General features: G+C 70.8%; 14 protein-coding genes and 2 pseudogenes. 6 read left to right on the plus strand and 10 right to left on the minus strand.

Translation table 11 applies throughout. From position 1 onward, the window contains the following. Position 1 precedes the first annotated feature (1 nt). Both ADL12_RS29290 and ADL12_RS29295 read right to left on the minus strand, forming a co-directional pair. Entirely contained in the window at positions 2 to 1,675 is a 1,674-nt protein-coding gene (locus ADL12_RS29290; protein WP_062707062.1) for a serine/threonine-protein kinase, read from the minus strand. 141 nt (positions 1,676 to 1,816) lie between these two features. Next, a complete protein-coding gene (locus ADL12_RS29295) occupies positions 1,817 to 2,665 on the minus strand; it encodes a menaquinone biosynthetic enzyme MqnA/MqnD family protein (protein ID WP_062706952.1) in 849 nt (282 codons plus the stop codon). A gap of 308 nt (positions 2,666 to 2,973) precedes the next feature. Here ADL12_RS29295 and ADL12_RS29300 point away from each other — a divergent pair, with 308 nt between their 5' ends. Then, positions 2,974 to 3,177 (plus strand): cold-shock protein, encoded by a 204-nt coding sequence (locus ADL12_RS29300; protein ID WP_003992177.1) that lies wholly within the window; start codon positions 2,974 to 2,976, stop codon positions 3,175 to 3,177. 92 nt (positions 3,178 to 3,269) lie between these two features. Here the strand turns inward: ADL12_RS29300 and ADL12_RS29305 are convergent, their stop codons facing one another. Continuing rightward, positions 3,270 to 3,818 (minus strand): helix-turn-helix domain-containing protein, encoded by a 549-nt coding sequence (locus tag ADL12_RS29305; RefSeq protein WP_062706954.1) that lies wholly within the window; start codon positions 3,816 to 3,818, stop codon positions 3,270 to 3,272. 81 nt (positions 3,819 to 3,899) lie between these two features. On the opposite strand from ADL12_RS29305, the gene ADL12_RS29310 reads away from it, so the two are divergent. From ADL12_RS29310 to ADL12_RS29320, 3 genes are all read left to right on the plus strand, one after another. Next, positions 3,900 to 4,601, plus strand: coding sequence for an AzlC family ABC transporter permease (locus tag ADL12_RS29310; protein ID WP_062707064.1), 702 nt, complete (start codon positions 3,900 to 3,902; stop codon positions 4,599 to 4,601). Then, a complete protein-coding gene (locus ADL12_RS29315) occupies positions 4,598 to 4,912 on the plus strand; it encodes an AzlD domain-containing protein (protein WP_062706956.1) in 315 nt (104 codons plus the stop codon). Before ADL12_RS29310 ends, ADL12_RS29315 begins: the two co-directional genes overlap by 4 nt. A 78-nt stretch (positions 4,913 to 4,990) precedes the next feature. Then, entirely contained in the window at positions 4,991 to 5,638 is a 648-nt protein-coding gene (locus tag ADL12_RS29320; RefSeq protein WP_062707066.1) for a class I SAM-dependent DNA methyltransferase, read from the plus strand. An 18-nt stretch (positions 5,639 to 5,656) separates the two neighbouring features. Here the strand turns inward: ADL12_RS29320 and kstD are convergent, their stop codons facing one another. Both kstD and ADL12_RS29330 read right to left on the minus strand, forming a co-directional pair. Next, positions 5,657 to 7,441, minus strand: coding sequence for a 3-oxosteroid 1-dehydrogenase (gene kstD / locus ADL12_RS29325; protein WP_062706958.1), 1,785 nt, complete (start codon positions 7,439 to 7,441; stop codon positions 5,657 to 5,659). Next, entirely contained in the window at positions 7,416 to 8,051 is a 636-nt protein-coding gene (locus tag ADL12_RS29330; RefSeq protein ID WP_244188093.1) for a DUF6817 domain-containing protein, read from the minus strand. The genes kstD and ADL12_RS29330 overlap by 26 nt, the downstream gene beginning before the upstream one ends. 186 nt (positions 8,052 to 8,237) lie before the next feature. On the opposite strand from ADL12_RS29330, the pseudogene ADL12_RS29335 reads away from it, so the two are divergent. Beyond that, positions 8,238 to 9,256: pseudogene (locus tag ADL12_RS29335) on the plus strand (LysR family transcriptional regulator). A gap of 12 nt (positions 9,257 to 9,268) precedes the next feature. Here ADL12_RS29335 and ADL12_RS29340 read toward each other — a convergent pair. Next, on the minus strand, positions 9,269 to 10,360 hold the full coding sequence (locus ADL12_RS29340) for a sugar ABC transporter substrate-binding protein (protein ID WP_062706960.1): 1,092 nt from the start codon (positions 10,358 to 10,360) through the stop codon (positions 9,269 to 9,271). 269 nt (positions 10,361 to 10,629) lie between these two features. On the opposite strand from ADL12_RS29340, the gene ADL12_RS29345 reads away from it, so the two are divergent. Continuing rightward, positions 10,630 to 11,202, plus strand: coding sequence for a hypothetical protein (locus ADL12_RS29345; RefSeq protein WP_062706962.1), 573 nt, complete (start codon positions 10,630 to 10,632; stop codon positions 11,200 to 11,202). Positions 11,203 to 11,238: 36 nt separating this feature from the next. On the opposite strand, the gene ADL12_RS29350 is transcribed toward ADL12_RS29345, so the two are convergent. The 4 genes and pseudogenes from ADL12_RS29350 to ADL12_RS29365 form a co-directional block, all read right to left on the minus strand. Then, complete coding sequence (locus tag ADL12_RS29350; protein ID WP_062706964.1) at positions 11,239 to 12,192, minus strand: CU044_5270 family protein; 954 nt, start codon at positions 12,190 to 12,192, stop codon at positions 11,239 to 11,241. After that, a complete protein-coding gene (locus ADL12_RS29355; protein ID WP_244188094.1) occupies positions 12,185 to 12,832 on the minus strand; it encodes an RNA polymerase sigma factor in 648 nt (215 codons plus the stop codon). The genes ADL12_RS29350 and ADL12_RS29355 overlap by 8 nt, the downstream gene beginning before the upstream one ends. A 113-nt stretch (positions 12,833 to 12,945) precedes the next feature. Next, entirely contained in the window at positions 12,946 to 14,874 is a 1,929-nt protein-coding gene (locus ADL12_RS29360; RefSeq protein ID WP_062706966.1) for an AMP-dependent synthetase/ligase, read from the minus strand. A 234-nt stretch (positions 14,875 to 15,108) separates the two neighbouring features. Continuing rightward, positions 15,109 to 15,462, minus strand: a pseudogene (locus ADL12_RS29365) (acetyl-CoA C-acetyltransferase); the annotation flags it as partial. Positions 15,463 to 15,508 lie beyond the last annotated feature (46 nt).

The raw sequence follows: 15,508 nt of genomic DNA on the forward strand, positions 1-15,508 counted from the left end.
GCTACTTGACCTTCGACAACCGCGCCTCGGGATTGCCCTCCGCGTCGCTCTCCGAGCGGTACACCAGGTCGTCGCCCGCCGGCGTGATGCGGACGGTGTGCGGTTTCGGATTGCAGCCGTTGTGGTTGGTCTTCCGGCCCACGGACGTCACGACGAGCTCCTTCGCCGTCGCCTTCTTCAGGGTCAGTACGTCGTTGCAGACGAGGCCGAGCAGGTCCGTCTGCCGGAGGGTGCCCAACTCCTCGCCCACGCCGGCGTTGTGCACGGTGAGCCGGTACGTGCCCGCCGGCAGCGCGCCTTCCAGCGCGGTGGCCCGGCCCTCCCAGGTGCCGAGGTAGCGGACAGGCACGGAACCCTCGAACGAGGTGTCGCCGCCCGCGCCAGGCGACCGAGACGAGGCGGCATCGGAACCCGCGTTGGTGTCCTGGTCCCCGCCCGGCAGCAGCTCGAAGACGAACACCGACCCGACGGTCACCGCGGCCAACGCCCCCGCCACCGCGAGCGCCACGGTGCAGCTCAGTCTCCGCCCGCGGCCTCCCTCCCCCGGCGTCGAGGCCGCCGCGACGGACAGGGAGAGCTTGCCGGGATGGTGGTCGGATGCCGGGGCGGTGTCGTGGGGAGGCCGGGCGTCGCGCGGTTCGGGCACGATGACGGGCGCGTCGGCCGGAGCTGCGGGCACCGGCGCCGAAGCCGCCACCGGCATCACCGGCGGCGGCCCGAACTCCCCGCCTGCCGTCTGCCGGTCGAATCCGACCGGCCCCGACAGAACGTCCTGCCCCGTCTCCAGATTCAGCAGCTGCACGGCACTACGACTGACCTGCTCGACCAGCGCCCCTGGCAGCCACCCGCCCGACACGAGCCGAGCCGCCCCGTCCGGAGCCAGTCGCCGCGCCACCTCCCCCGGCGTGGGCCGCGCGCCCGGCTCCTTGGCCAGGCAGGCCTCCACCAGTTCCCGCAACTCACCGTCCAGGGAGTCGAGTTCGGGCTCCTCGTGCACGACCTTGTACAGCAGTGCCGCCGACGAGTCCCCGCGAAACGGCGGCTCCCCGGTCGCCGCGTACGCCAGCACCGCGCCCAGGGAGAAGACGTCCGCGGCCCCCGTGATCCCCTTGCCCAGGATCTGCTCGGGCGACATGTAGCCGGGCGAGCCGATGGAGACGCCGGTCGACGTCAGGGACGCCGTGCCGTCCGTGGCCCGCGCGATGCCGAAGTCGATCAGCAGGGGGCCGTCCAGTGTCAGCAGCACGTTCGACGGCTTCACGTCCCGGTGCACCAGCCCCAGCTCGTGCACCGCCGCCAGCGCCTCGGCCAGCCCGGCCCCCAGCACGCGCACGGTGTGCGCCGGCATCGGGCCACCGGAGTCCGTCACCGCCGTCGTCAGCGACGGGCCCGCCGCATACGCCGTGGCCACCCACGGCACCGCGGCCTCGGGATCCGCGTCCAGCACGGGCGCCGTCCAGGCACCGCCCACCCGGCGCGCCGCGTCCACCTCCCGGCGGAAGCGCGCCCGGAACTCCTCGTCGAGGGCGAAGTGCGGATGCACGATCTTCACGGCGACCGTACGACCGCTGGGGCTGCGGCCCAGATACACCCGTCCCATCCCGCCGGAGCCGAGCCGGCCGAGCAGCCGGTACGGCCCGACGGCGGCCGGCTCGTCGACTCCGAGTGGCTGCATGGCGTCCACCCCTCCCCCGTAGAACTCCCCAGCAGGTTAGTGCGCAACCGGCGGCGGGTTGGTGCGGAACCGGCAGCCCGGTGCGGAAGCACCCGCCCTTTATGGCTGAACCTTTGTGGCTGAACCTTTACGGCTGAACCTTTACGGCTGGAGCAGTTCCACCTTCACGTCCGCCGGAAATCCCGTCGTCGGCCCCACCCGCCGCGCGAACTCCGCGACCGCTTCCAGCTGCGGACCGCCGAAACGGAAGTCGAGGGTCGTGAAGTACCGCTCCAGGATCCGCTCGTCGAAGGCCTCCCAGCGGGCCGCCTGCTCGGCGACCTTGCCGACCTCCTCCAGGGAGAGGTTGCGGGAGGCCAGGAAGGCCTCGTGGACCTTGCGGGTGATGACCGGCTCGCGCTCCAGGTAGTCCCGGCGGGCCGCCCAGACCGCGAAGACGAAGGGCAGGCCGGTCCACTCCTTCCAGAGCGCGCCGAGGTCGTGCACCTCCAGGCCGTAGCGCGGGCCGTCGAGCAGGTTGGCCCGCAGTGCCGCGTCCCCGATGAGTACGGCCGCCTCCGCCTCCTGCATCATCAGGCTGAGGTCGGGCGGGCACGTGTAGTAGTCGGGCCGTACGCCGTAGCGCTCGGCGAGCAGGAGCTGGGCCAGGCGGACCGACGTGCGCGAGGTGGAGCCGAGGGCGACGCGGGCGCCGTCGAGCTCGTCCAGCGGGACCTGGGAGACGATCACGCAGGACATCACCGGGCCGTCGCAGCCGACGGCGATGTCCGGGAAGGCGACCAGGTCGTCGGCGTTGCGCAGGAACTCGACGAGGGTGATCGGCCCGATGTCGAGGTCTCCCCCGACCAGCTGCTCGCTGAGCTTCTCCGGGGTGTCCTTGGTCAGCTCGAAGTCGAGGAGCGTGCCCGTTCTCGCGAGCCCCCAGTACAGGGGCAGGCAGTTGAGGAACTGGATGTGGCCCACGCGAGGCCGGGTGCGAGAATTGTCCACATCGCGAGGCTAGACCCTATGAGGTACGGTGCAGGCTTCAGGGTCGGCCCAGGTTTTCGCGCCTCTCGTCAACCCCGACACGCGACCCTCAAACGTCCGAGTGACGTGATCTTGACCTCTATTGCTTTCGGCTGCCTGCGTGCTAGGCTCGCCGCAAGTTGCAGTTTGGTTTCCCTTGCAGTACAGAGCCTGCGGAGCATGTGACCGCGGGCTCTAGTCGTTTTCAGACGTATGCAGATGTGCGGCATCTTGTTTTCACACTTGCAGGGTTCTGGAGCAGGGCAACCCTTTGGGCCCAAGGAGGGCTTATGGCTACCGGAACCGTGAAGTGGTTCAACGCCGAAAAGGGCTTTGGCTTCATCGCCCAGGAAGGCGGCGGCCCCGACGTCTTCGTTCACTACTCCGCGATCAACGCGAGCGGCTTCCGTTCGCTGGAGGAGAACCAGCAGGTCTCCTTCGACGTGACCCAGGGCCCGAAGGGCCCGCAGGCGGAGAACGTCACCCCCGTCTGATCCGAGGGATGCCCCTCTGAAGACGTCTGATAGCAGTACCCAAGGAGCCCCTCGCCATCCGGTGCAGGGGCTCCTGCCTTATGCGTGCCGCCTTACACGTGCTGCATGACCAGCACGAACGTCGTCCCGGGCGCCAGCGCCTCGTACGAGTGCGGCACATCTCCGCGATACGACATGTAGTCGCCGGGCCCCAGATCGACCTCTTCGCCCCGGGGCCCCGCCTTCACCCGCCCCGTGCTGACGATCAGATGCTCCACGGACCCCGGAATGTGCGGCTCCGACTCCCGGGCGGGGCCCGGCTCCGCGCGCAGGTGGTAGATGTCCCGCCGGGCGCCGGGCGGACTGGCGGAGAGCAGCGTGGCCACGTAGTCCGCCCGCTCGGACGCGACCGTGGGCCCCTCGCCGGCCCGGATCACCTGCACCGCCGGAGCCGGCGGTTCCACCAGCACGCTGAACGGCACCCCCAACGCCACTCCCAGCGCCCACAGTGTCTCCACGCTGGGATTCCCGCTGCCCGCCTCCAGCTGGGACAGCGTGGACTTCGCGATCCCGGCCCGCTTGGCCAGCTCGGACAGTGACAGCCCGGCCCGGGTGCGCTCTCGCCGCAGCGAGGCGGCGATCCAAGTGAGGGGCTCGGTCATGCGGTTCACTTCCCGTCGTTCGCTCTGCCGGTACGTTCGTTCGCCTTGACGAACGACCGGCTGGTGTTCATTCTGGAAAACATGCGTTCGCTACTCCGAACACCGATGATGGCACCCCTGATGGCACCTCTGGTGCGCGACAGCGCACTCGTCTGGCTGGCGAGCGGCGTCGTCGGCGTCTCCTTCGGCGCGATCTCGGTGGCCGGTGGGCTGCCGGTGTGGGTGCCGGTACTGATGTCGCTGGTGGTGTACGCGGGATCGGCGCAGTTCAGCGCGGTCGGTGTGCTGCTGGCCGGGGGCGGGCCGTTCGCGGCGGCGGCCACCGGGCTGCTGCTCAACACGCGCACCGCGGCCTTCAGTCTGGCCGTGGCGGACGTCATCGGCCAAGGCCGCCCCGCCCGTCTCCTCGGCGCCCACCTGGTCACCGACGAGACGGTGGCCTTCGCCCTCGCCCAGCCGGATCCGGCACGGCGGCGGGCGGCCTTCTGGATCTCCGGGCTCGGCCTGTTCACGGTGTGGAACCTCGGTGTCCTGGCCGGGGGTCTGGCCGGCGGCGCGCTGGGCGACACCGGCACCTACGGCCTGGACGCGGCCTTCCCCGCCGTCCTCGTCGCCCTGGTACTGCCCGCCCTGCGCGAGGACCCGGCGGTCCGACGGTCCGCGCTGCTCGGCGCGGGACTGGCGCTCACGGTGACACCGGCCGTCCCGGCGGGGGTGCCGGTGCTGCTGGCGCTGGCGGGACTCGCCCTCTACGGACGCGGCGGCGGAAGGCGTACGGCATGAGCGCGACGGTGGCCATGATCCTGACGCTGGCGGTCGGGACGTACGCCTTCCGGCTGGCCGGGCCGCTGCTCCACGGACGCCTCGAACTCTCGCCGCGAGTGCAGGAGTTGCTCTCGGCGAGCGCGATCGTCCTGCTGGTCGCCCTGCTGGCCACGGGCGCACTGACCGAGGGCGGCGGCTTCGCGGGGTGGGCACGGCCGACCGGGGTGCTGGTGGGCGGCGTACTGGCGTGGCGGCGGGCGCCGTTCCCGGTGGTGGTGCTGGGGGCGGCGGGGGCTACCGCCGTGCTGCGGGCGATGGGGGTGGCATGAATCTCCCTCGGCGCGGGCATCGGCCTCGTCCTCGGGATGACGGTCTTCGACGACACTGGCTTCGCTAAGGTCCCGGCCATGACCGAAGCCGACTTCCTCACCACCACCCGCACCTTCTACGACGCCATCGCCGAGGACTACGCGGACCTCTTCCAGGAGGAGCTCGCGAACCGGCCCTTGGAGCGGGCCGTGCTGGGTGTGTTCGCTGAACTCGTCAAGGGGGACGGCCCGGTGGCCGACCTGGGGTGTGGTCCCGGTCGGACGACCGCCCGCCTCGCTGCGCTGGGGCTGAACGTGTTCGGGCTCGACCTGTCGGAGTCGATGCTCGCCATCGCCCGGCGCGAGAACCCGGGACTGCGGTTCGAGCAGGGTTCGATGCTGGAGCTGGACGTCCCGGACGGCTCGCTGGCCGGCGCCCTTTCCTTCTACTCCTCCATCCACACCCCGGTGGATCAACTCCCGGCTCTCTTCGCCGAGTTCCATCGCGTGCTGGCGCCCGGCGCGCCCCTGCTCGTCGCCTTCCAGGCCGGCGACCAGCACCGCCACCACGACCGGCCCTTCGGTCACCCGGTCTCGCTCACCTTCCAGCGCCGCCGCCCGGAACACATCGCCGACCTGTTGACGGCGGCCGGCTTCGCCCTCTTCTCCCGCACGGTCCGCGAACCGGACCCGGCACTCGACGAGACGTCCCCCCAGGCGTTCCTGATCGCCCGCAAGCCCGCCTGACCCTCGCCCGCCCCCCGCCTAGAGGCTCCCGGCGATGTCCCTCGCCGCGATGTACCCGAACGTCATCGCCGGACCGATCGTCGAGCCCGCGCCCGCGTAACTGTGGCCCATGACCGCCGCGCTCGCGTTGCCGGCGGCGTACAGGCCCCGGATCACCGAACCGTCCTCCCGCAGGACACGGGCGCGGGCGTCCGTGAGGAGGCCGCCCTTCGTGCCGAGATCGCCCGGGACGATCCGGAAGGCGTAGTAGGGAGGCAGCCAGAGCGGGGCCAAGCAGGAGTCGGGGAGGACCGACGGGTCCGTGTAGTAGTGGTCGTAGGCGCTGTCGCCCCGGTGGAAGTCGGGGTCCTCGCCGCGCAGCGCCTGGGAGTTGAAGCGGTCCACCGTGGTGCGCAGGGCCGTCGCCGGGACGCCGATCGAGGTGGCGAGCGCGTCCAGGGTCCAGGCCTTGTGCGCGGCGCCCGAGTCGTACCAGTCGGCGGGGAAGGGCAGGGCCGGGAGGACGTCCTTGAAGAGGTAGCGGTTGCGGTAGTTCTGGTCGACGATCAGCCAGGACGGGATGGCGGGGCTCGTGTCGTGGACGTCGTACATGGTGTGGACGACATCACTGTAAGGGGCGGCTTCGTTGACGAACCGAGCCCCGGCCGCATTGATCAACAGGCTGCCGGGGAGGGTGCGTTCGGCCAGGCAGAAGTACGGCTGGCCGGGGAGCGGGATCGCCGGGCCCCACCAGGCGTCGTCCATGAGGCCGAGTGCGGCGCCGAGCCGTGCGCCCGCCCGGATGCCGTCGCCGGTGTTCTCCTTCGCGCCCACCGTCCAGTCCGTGCCGATGGGCCGGCGCTGGTAGCGCTCGCGCATCGCCGCGTTGTGCTCGAAGCCGCCCGAGCCGACGATCACGCCCCGGCGGGCGCGGACCAGGGCAGGGCTGCCGTCCCGCGTGACGACCGCTCCGGCCACAGCCCCGCTCTCGACGTACAGGTCGGTGAGCGGCGTGTCGAGCCACACCGGCACTCCGGCCGACCGCAGCCCGAGGCGCAGGCCGGCCGCCAGCGACTGCCCCATGGTCAGCGGCTTCTCGCCCCGCAGGGCCGCCGCCGTACCGCGCGCCAGGCACTGCGCTGCCACGGCGGCCCCCTTGGCGTTCACCGCGGCCAGGGCCAGCCACTTGTAGTCCGCGCTGAAGACGACCATGCCGGTCGGCACGTCCATGTACGGCGGGTTCAGATGAGCCAGTTCGGCGCCCAGCAGGTTGCCGTCCAGTTGGTCGGGCTCGATGGAGCGGCCGTTCGCCAGGCCGCCGGGCAGCTCGGGATAGTAGTCGCTGTACCCCTCCATCCAGCGGAAGCGCAGAGGGCTGTTGGCCATGACGAAGGAGAGCATCGCCGGGCCGTGGGCGAGGAAGGCCCGCTGCCGTTCGACGGGAACGTCCGGCCCGACCACGGCCGCGAGGTAGGTGGCCGCCTTCGCGGGCGTGTCCGGGACGCCGGCGGCCAGGAGCACCGAGTTGTTGGGAATCCAGATCCCGGCGCCGGACCGGGCGGCGGACCCGCCGAACGTGGGCGCCTTCTCCAGCACCACGCAGCTCAGGCCCTGCTTGGCGGCGGTCAGGGCGGCGGTCATGCCGGCTGCGCCCGAGCCGATGACCACGACGTCGTACGTGCCGAGGAGGGGTAAGTCGGCGGCGTGGGCGCTCTGTTGAGCCGCTCCCGCAACGCCGAGGGCCGCGGCCGTGCCTACGGCTCCTGCGGCGAGTACGTGTCTTCGCGAGGGGTTCCCGTCAGTGGTCGTGAATGCAGTGGTCATGATTGCCGCTCCCCCCTGGCCCGCCCGCCCACTCTGACGATGTGTCAGAAATGCGAATGTGGCGCGCCCGCCCTGTGAAGTCAAGGGTCAGGCAGTCCTTCCAGGCCGCCTGGCTCAACAACGTCCGGAAGCGTTGGAACAGGGCGAACAGGTCGGCGCCGTAGCGCTCGCGGAAGACGGGATCGTGGTCGGTGAGGTCGAGTTCGTTGGCGGCGGTGAGTTCGGCGAAGTCGCGGCGCAGGCGGGTGTCCGGCGTGTGGGAGCGGCCTGTGAAGCGGTCGCGCACGTCGGAGCCCTGGTCCGCGAGGGTCGGATAGGTGACCTTGCGGTCGCAGGCACCGTAGAAGTACACGATCGACTCCGCCTCCGCACCGATGATCCCCTGCAGTTCGCTGCGGCGGTCGAGGGGCAGCAGGGCCGTCGGGAAGCCGTCGGTGCCGTAGAACGCATGGCAGAGACCGGCGAGCTGAAGCGCCGGTCGGGCGTTCCAGAGAGCGAGGCGGGACTGTACCCGGCGCAGGTGGGCGAGGAGAGTGCCGCCCGGGTGCGGGACGGTCTCGGCGCCGAGAGCCTCCAGCAGGGACTCTGCTTGAGCGGTGGGAGTCGACACGTGCCGTCCTTTCGGCGCTTGCGGTCGTCCTGAGTCGGCACCCGCTCCCTCCCCCGCACCGGTCCGGACTCCGGCGCGGGTGGGGAGCGGGTTGCCGCCCGGGCCCGCTCAGGATCGTCGTACATCGGTCAAAGGCCAGTCAATCCTTGGGATTTGTCGCTGGACCCAAGCATTAACTTGGAGGTCATGACCCTCGATGATCTGCGCGTGTTCGTGGCCGTGTGCCGGGCCGGGAGCCTCAGTTCGGTGGCTCGGGAGCTGGGGTGCACGCAGTCGGCGGTGAGTCAGCATGTGAAGCGGCTGGAGCGGGAGACCGGGGTCGCGTTGCTGGAGCGGCAGCCTCGGGGGGTCGTACCGACGCAGGCGGGGCGGGTGCTGGAGGCGGCCGCCGCCGAGGGGATCTCCGGGCTGGATCTGGCGGTACGGCAGCTGCGGGACCTCGTCGACGGGGAGAGCGGGCTCGTGCGCGTGGCGACGGGGGCGACGACCGTACGGCATTTCATGTCGGAGGCGGTCGTCGCGTACCGGCGGCGGCATCCCAAGGTCAACCTGGAGTTCCGCACGGTGAGTTCGGGCCGGGGCAGCTTCGACGCGCTGGCCGACGGCACCCTGGACCTGGCCTGGATCACCCTCGGCCCGCCGGTGCGCGGCATCGAGCAGCGGCCGGTGGTGGAGCTGCCGTGGGTGCTGGGCCCTGTCGTCAAATTCCCGTCGCCCGCCCTCCGGGCAGACGGGAATTTGACGACAGGGCCCTAGCGGTACGGGCCGGCGATCCGCTCGCCGAGCGGCCGTACGTCGATGTCGACGCCGACCTCCGGGACGTACGGCTGATCCGGCTGCCGCCGAACTCCGCCTCGGCCGCGCATCTGGACACCGCCTGCGCCGAGTTGGGCGTCCGGTTCGCGTACGACACGAGCGTCGCCGACTGGGACACGGCGCTGCTGCTGGCCGAGCTGGGGGTCGGGCGGGCGGTGGTCCCCGCGCTGCCCGGGCTGCCCGTCCCCGGCGACAGCGACAGCGACAGCGACAGCGACAGCGAGGGTGACAGCGACATCGACGGCAACCGCGATCTACGCCTGATCCCCCTGCCCGCCCTGCGCCCCCTGCCCGTCGGCTGGGCCGTACGCCGCTGGGACGCGCTCAGCCCGCCGGCCCGGGCGTTCGCGGACCTGGTGGAGCGTCACCGCCGGGCCGCGCGGGGCTGACCGCCGAAGCGACTATTTCAGGCCGATCGCCGCGCAGTCCGCGGCGTACTCCGCGGTGCAGATCTGCTTGACGGTGTAGACGCCGTCCCGGACCACGGTCTCCTTGATGTTGTCCTTCGTGACGGCGACCACCGACACCAGCTGCGCCGGAATGTCGTCCTGCGTGGGGCTGTCGACCGAGTCCTGGGTCAGCGCGTCGAACTGGAGCGCGCGCCCCTGGATCTTGTACACGGCCATTTCCGCGGCGTTGACCGCCTCCGTCAGGAACGGCTTGTACACGGTCATGTACTGCTCGCCGGCAACGATCCGCTGGATCGCGTCCAGGTTCGCGTCCTGCCCGGTCACCGGCGGAATCTTGGTGGCGCCCGCATCCTTCAGCGCCTCGATGACCGCCCCCGCCATACCGTCGTTCGCCGAGTAGACGGCGGCGATGTCGTTCAGCCCGACGGACGCGATCGCGCTCTCCATGTTCTTCTTGGCAGCCTCGGGCGCCCACTTGGCGGTGTCGTACCGCTTCACGATGTCGACCTCGCCCTCCAGCTCGCCGAGCGCGCCCTCCTTGAACCGGGCCGTGTTCGGGTCGCCGGGGTCGCCGTTCATCATGACGACCTTGCTGGACGCCGCCTTCGAACCGAGTTCCCCGAGGAGCGCGCGGCCCTGCACCTCGCCGACGAGCTCGTTGTCGTGGGAGACGTACGCGTCGATCGGTCCCTCCGCGAGCCGGTCGTAGGCGATGACCGGAATGCCCGCGTCCTTGGCCTTCTGCACGTCCGATGCGATGGCCTTCGAGTCCAGCGCGTCCACCAGGATCACGTCCACCTGGTCGTCGATCATCTGCTGGAACTGCTGACTCTGCTTGTCCACGCTCGCCTCGGCGTTGGCGTAGACGACCTTGCCCTTGTCGTTGGTGAGCGAGGCGACTTCTCTCTTGATGAGTGGGTAGTCGAACTTCTCGAAGCGCGCCGTGTCCTTGTCGGGCAGGAGGAGACCCACCGTGATGTCGTCGCCCTTCTTGGGGGACGCGGAGCTGTCACCGCCCCCAAGGCCGTCGACGACGCCGCACGCGGTGAGCGAGAGCGCCGAGGCGGATGCGGCGACAACCATGCCTATACGGCGTACGGCTGATATGTGCGGGGTACGTGCATTCACTTCTGGGGCCTTCCGAGCGGACGAGCGGCGTTGCTACCCGGTGGCGGTAGCCAACGCGGCGGGAGCATGTCACGTCAAGCGGATGTCGTAACGAGACGACAACCGTTTACTGTCGCCTCGCCGTCCCGCGCTGCCGCGCCCTCGATCAGGTCAATGCCCGAACAGCCGTACCCACCCGTTCTACGGTCGCCGCACTGTCACCCGAACTCAAGGAAGGAAGCCCCATGGCAACCGCCTCCCGTGCGGCGCTGACCATCGAGGTCATGGAGATGCTGGCCCATCTCGACCCCCGGCTCTGGGAGATCGTCGAGCCGCCGGTCCCGCCCAACCCCATCAGCGTGCCGCCGGTGCCGCCCCACCCCATTCACGACCCCGGCGTCGACATCGACTTCCGTTCGGCGGCCGCGGACGGGGCGCGTCTGAACCCGCAGCCGCTTCCGCCCCGGGACGGTCTGTGGCCGGCCGTCCGTGCCATGGCCGTCTCGGTGGCGGAGGCGACGATCGCCGCCAGCCTGGCGGGGCGCAAGCCCGCCGACGTGGTGAAGGAGGTCGGGGACGACATCTGTCCCGAACCGCCGAAGATGCCCTGGCCGAAGAAGTGGCCCGTGCCCGTGCAGCTCCAGCAGCAGCTCCTCCTCGCTCCGCAGCGCGTCTCCCCGGCTGTCCAGGCCACGGCCGCCCTGGTCTTCCAGTCCTATGCCCAGCGGACCACGGACAAGGCCCTGAGCACCGCCTTCACCAACCTGGCCGACCGGCTGTTGGAGAGGGCGCTGAAGACGGCGAACCACTCGGGCTGAGCCGGAGCCGGGAGGCGGCCTGCGCGGCAAGCGGGCTCAGGCGTGCTGTCCGATGCGGTCGACCACCTGGAGGTCCTGCAGGGTCCTGGTCTCCCAGTACCAGCCGGTCTGCACCCAGTCGTCCTTGCCCACCTTCTTCGGAACGCTGCCCTTGGTGCGCAGGCCCAAGTAGTCGTACGTCCGGCGATCGAAGAGGAAGGTCCAGTCCAGCTCGGGATACGAGACGCCGACGGCGCTGCGGCCGACGACATCCACGTCGTCGTAGTCCAGGCGGATCCGGGGGAGCTTCGACAGCGCCTCGAACGCGGCGGCCTGCAGACCGGGGGGCATCACCCGCGGCCCCATCATCAGCATGCATCCCTCGAAGAACGCGTTCCTGTCCGCCTCGGGTGAGCCCTTTTGGCCGATCTTGAACTGCTCCAGGAGCTTGTCGGGGTCCGTCGGCATCTTCTGGAGCTTGGAGTAGACGGTGGGCGGCCAACGCACCTCGTGCTCGCCGAGCGGAGGGTCGTGGTGGACCTTGCCGTACTCCTCACGCAGGGAGGGCTTGGAGCCGTCCACCGACATCCAGCTCTCGTCGGTCCACGTTCTGGTCTTGCCGCCCTTCAGGGGCGTCCGCCTGATGTAGGTCTTGGTGTAGAAGTACTGGTCATTGCGCGGCACGGGCAGATCGCTGCCCTGGGCGCGTGACCGCTCGGCGGCCCTGCGCAGCACCTCCGTCGCGCTGACCGTGCTCAAACGAGGCGTGTCCTCGTCCTCGTCGCCCCGTGCCACGACGACCGCGACGCCCACCGCCGCCGCGGTCATGCCCGCGAGGCCGGCCCGGAAGACGAGGCGTCGGCTCAGCTCACGGCCACGGGTGGCGACGCTGCGGGACTCCTCGTCCATGGCGGTCTGCAGGCGAGCCCGGGCGGCGGCGCGGGCCTGGTCGGAGGGCCCGTTCGGGGCGGTGCCGGTGCCCCATTCGCGCACCATCGTCAGGTCATCCATGGTCAGTCTCCTTCTGAGGCGCGGTCGAGGGGGTGCGTTCCGGTCCGCCCAGTGCCCGTCGCAGCCTGGTGCGGGCTCTGTGCAGGCGGGAGCGCACCGTGCCGACGGGTATGCCCAGGGCCCGCGCGGCCTCCTCGTAGTCGAGCTCTCCGCAGGCGGTGACCAACAGCACGTCCCGGTAGCGGGCGGGCAGTTCGGCGAGAGCGCCGGCCAACGCACCGTCGGTCCCCCCGGCGCCGAGCTTGTCGGTGACCGCGTCCTCGGGACCGCTGTCCTCCCGGCCCTGAGGCAAGGCCGCCATGCGTGACAGGGCCCGCAGCCGGCGGGCTTCCTCTCTGCGGTGACGGCGGATCAGGTTGGTGGCTATGCCGTACAGCCAGGGCCGGGCGTGGGCGTACGACAGGTCGTAGCGCCGGCGCCGCTGAAAGGCGATCACGAACGTCTCCGCCATCAGGTCGTCGGCGATGTCGGAGCCCAGACGTCGTGCGATGTAGCGGTGGATGTCGTCGGCGTGGCGGTCGAAGATCACGGCGAACGCGTCGGGGGTCTCCCAGGACCGTTCGATGACCGAGCCGTCGGAGCCGCCGATCGCGTCCGCTGCATGGGCGAAGGCGGCACCCGCGCTCGGCAAGAGCGTCACGTCCTACCTCTGTGGTTCATGTCGTATCCCTCGAAGACCGGGTGTCATGGTCTCCTGCTGTTCGCTGACACCCGCCGCCGAGTTCCACCCCGCAAAGTGATGTGCCTCACACGCTAGTGGGCGTACAGGCCCTCCACCTCCGCCGCGAAGTCCCGCAGGACCGCCTCGCGCCGCAGCTTCATCGACGGCGTCAGATGGCCGTCCATCTCGGTGAAGTCCGTCGACAGGATCGCGAAGCGGCGGATGGACTCCGGGCGGGAGACCAGCTTGTTGGCCTCGTCCACCGCGCGTTGCAGGATCGCCCTCAACTCGTCGTCGTTCACCAGCAGTTCGGCGGGGACGGGGTGCTTGCCGTTCATCCGGCGCCAGTGGGTGACGCCGTCCATGTCCAGGGTGATCAGTGCGGAGACGTAGGGGCGGCGGTCGCCCAGGACGATGCACTGCGAGATCAGGGGGTGCGAGCGGAGCCAGTTCTCCAGGGGCGCCGGGGCCACGCTCTTGCCGCCCGCCGTGATCAGCAGTTCCTTCTTGCGGCCGGTGATCGTGAGGTAGCCCTCGTCGTCCAAGGCGCCGATGTCTCCGGTGGCCAGCCAGCCGTCCGCCGCGGCCGGGACCACGCCGCCCGCCGCCGGGTCCCAGTAGCCGCGCAGCACCTGGTCGCCGGCGATGAGGATCTCGCCGTCCGCGGCGATGCGGATCCGGGTGCCGGGCAGGGGCCAACCCACCGTGCCCAGGCGGGGCTTCAGGGGCGGGGTCACTGTCGATGCGCCCGTCGTCTCCGTCAGACCGTAGCCCTCGTATATCTCGATGCCCGCGCCGGCGTAGAAGGCGGCCAGCCGGCGGCCGAGCGGTGAGCCGCCGCAGATCGCGTACTTCACGCGGCCGCCCATGGCGTTGCGGATACGGCGGTAGACCAGGGGGTCGTAGAAGGCGCGGGCCGTCCTGAGCGCCGCGTTCGGGCCGCCGCCCGTCCCCGCCTGCCGGGCCTCCATCGCCTCGCCGTAGCGCTCGGCCACCGATGCCGCGCGGTCGAAGGACGACACGCGGCCGCCCGTCTCGGCCTTGGCGCGGGCGCTGTTGAAGACCTTCTCCAGCATGTAGGGGATCGTCAGCAGACAGGTGGGGCGGAAGGCCGCCAGGTCCGGCAGCAGGTCCTCCGCCTTCAGGCTCGGGGCGTGACCGAGGCGGACCCTGGCCCGGATGCAGGCCACCGCCACCATGCGGCCGAAGACGTGCGACATCGGCAGGAACAGCAACACCGACGCCTCCTCGCTCGTCCTCGCCTTGAAGATCGGGTAGAGGAGTTCGATCGCGTTGTCCACCTCGGCGAAGAAATTGCCGTGCGTCAACGCGCAGCCCTTGGGGCGGCCCGTCGTGCCCGAGGTGTAGACGAGCGTCGCCAGCGTGTCCGGCACCAGCATTCCGCGCCGTACGCCCACTTCGCCGTCCGGCTGCTGCGCGCCCAGCTCCGCCAGCCGCTCCACGTGGCCTTTTTCCATCACCCACATGTGGCGCAGATCGGGCACGCGGTCGAGTTCGGGGCCGAGGGCGGCCGCCTGGGCGGCGGTCTCGGTGACCAGGGCCACCGCGCCCGAGTCCTGGAGGATCCAGCGGGTCTGGAAGGCGGAGGACGTGGGGTAGACGGGGACCGTCACCAGGCCGGCCGCCCACGCGCCGAAGTCGAGGAGCGTCCACTCGTAGCGCGTACGCGCCATGACGGCGATCCGGTCCCCGGGCATCAGCCCTTCGGCGATGAGCCCCTTGGCCACCGCCTGCACCTGCTCGGCGAACTCGGCCGCCGTCACGTCCGCCCACTGCCCGTTCTCGTCCTTACGGCTGAGGACCACCGCGTCCGGAGTCGCGCCCGCGTTGTCGAAGGGCAGGTCCGCGAGCGTCCCGTGGGTCACGGGCGGCGCGAACGGCGGTACGTACGCCTCCCGTACGACGCCGTCCAGTCGCCGTGTCTCGGGCTGTACCAGGGTGGGCCCGGGAGCGTCGTCGAAGGCGGCCGAGGGGGCGAAGGAGGGAAGCGGGGTGGACACGGGCGGCTCCTGCGGCGGGCGTGCAGCGAAGAAACTGCTTGCTGCATGACGTACGTGCCTCGCGCACCGTGGCGTTCACCTGCCGAGGCCTGCGGAAAGGGTTACCGCTGGTTAGGCAGGCGATCGTACGGGTCCCGCGTGTGGGGGTTGTGCGGGTTCGGGGGTGGTACGGGGCCGGGTATGTGCAACGTCGGGGGTTATGTGAGGGCCCCTCAGCTTCGTCTCACCTTCTCCTTACCTTCGCTCCAGGACGGCCGTCACGCCCTGCCCGCCGGCCGCACAGACGGAGACCAGTCCGCGACCCGAACCGCCCTGCTCCGCCGGCGACTTGGCCAGCATCGCCACGATCCGCGCGCCGGTCGCCGCGAAGGGATGGCCGGTGGCCAGGGACGAGCCCGCCACGTTCAGCCGGGCGCGGTCCACGGGGCCGAGCCCCCGCTTCTCCCATGCCGCCAGCGCGTCCAGCACCTGGGATGCGAAAGCCTCGTGGATCTCGACGAAGTCGAAGTCGGGGAGAGTGAGTTCGGCCCGTTCCAGCATGCGCGGGACCGCATACGCCGGCGCCATCAGCAGCCCGTCCTCGCCGCCCACTCCTCGCTCGCTCCTCACGTCTACCAAGCCTTACCTCGGGTAA

It is taken from the genome of Streptomyces regalis (assembly GCF_001509475.1).
In the GTDB taxonomy this organism is placed as follows: Bacteria; Actinomycetota; Actinomycetes; order Streptomycetales; family Streptomycetaceae; genus Streptomyces; species Streptomyces regalis.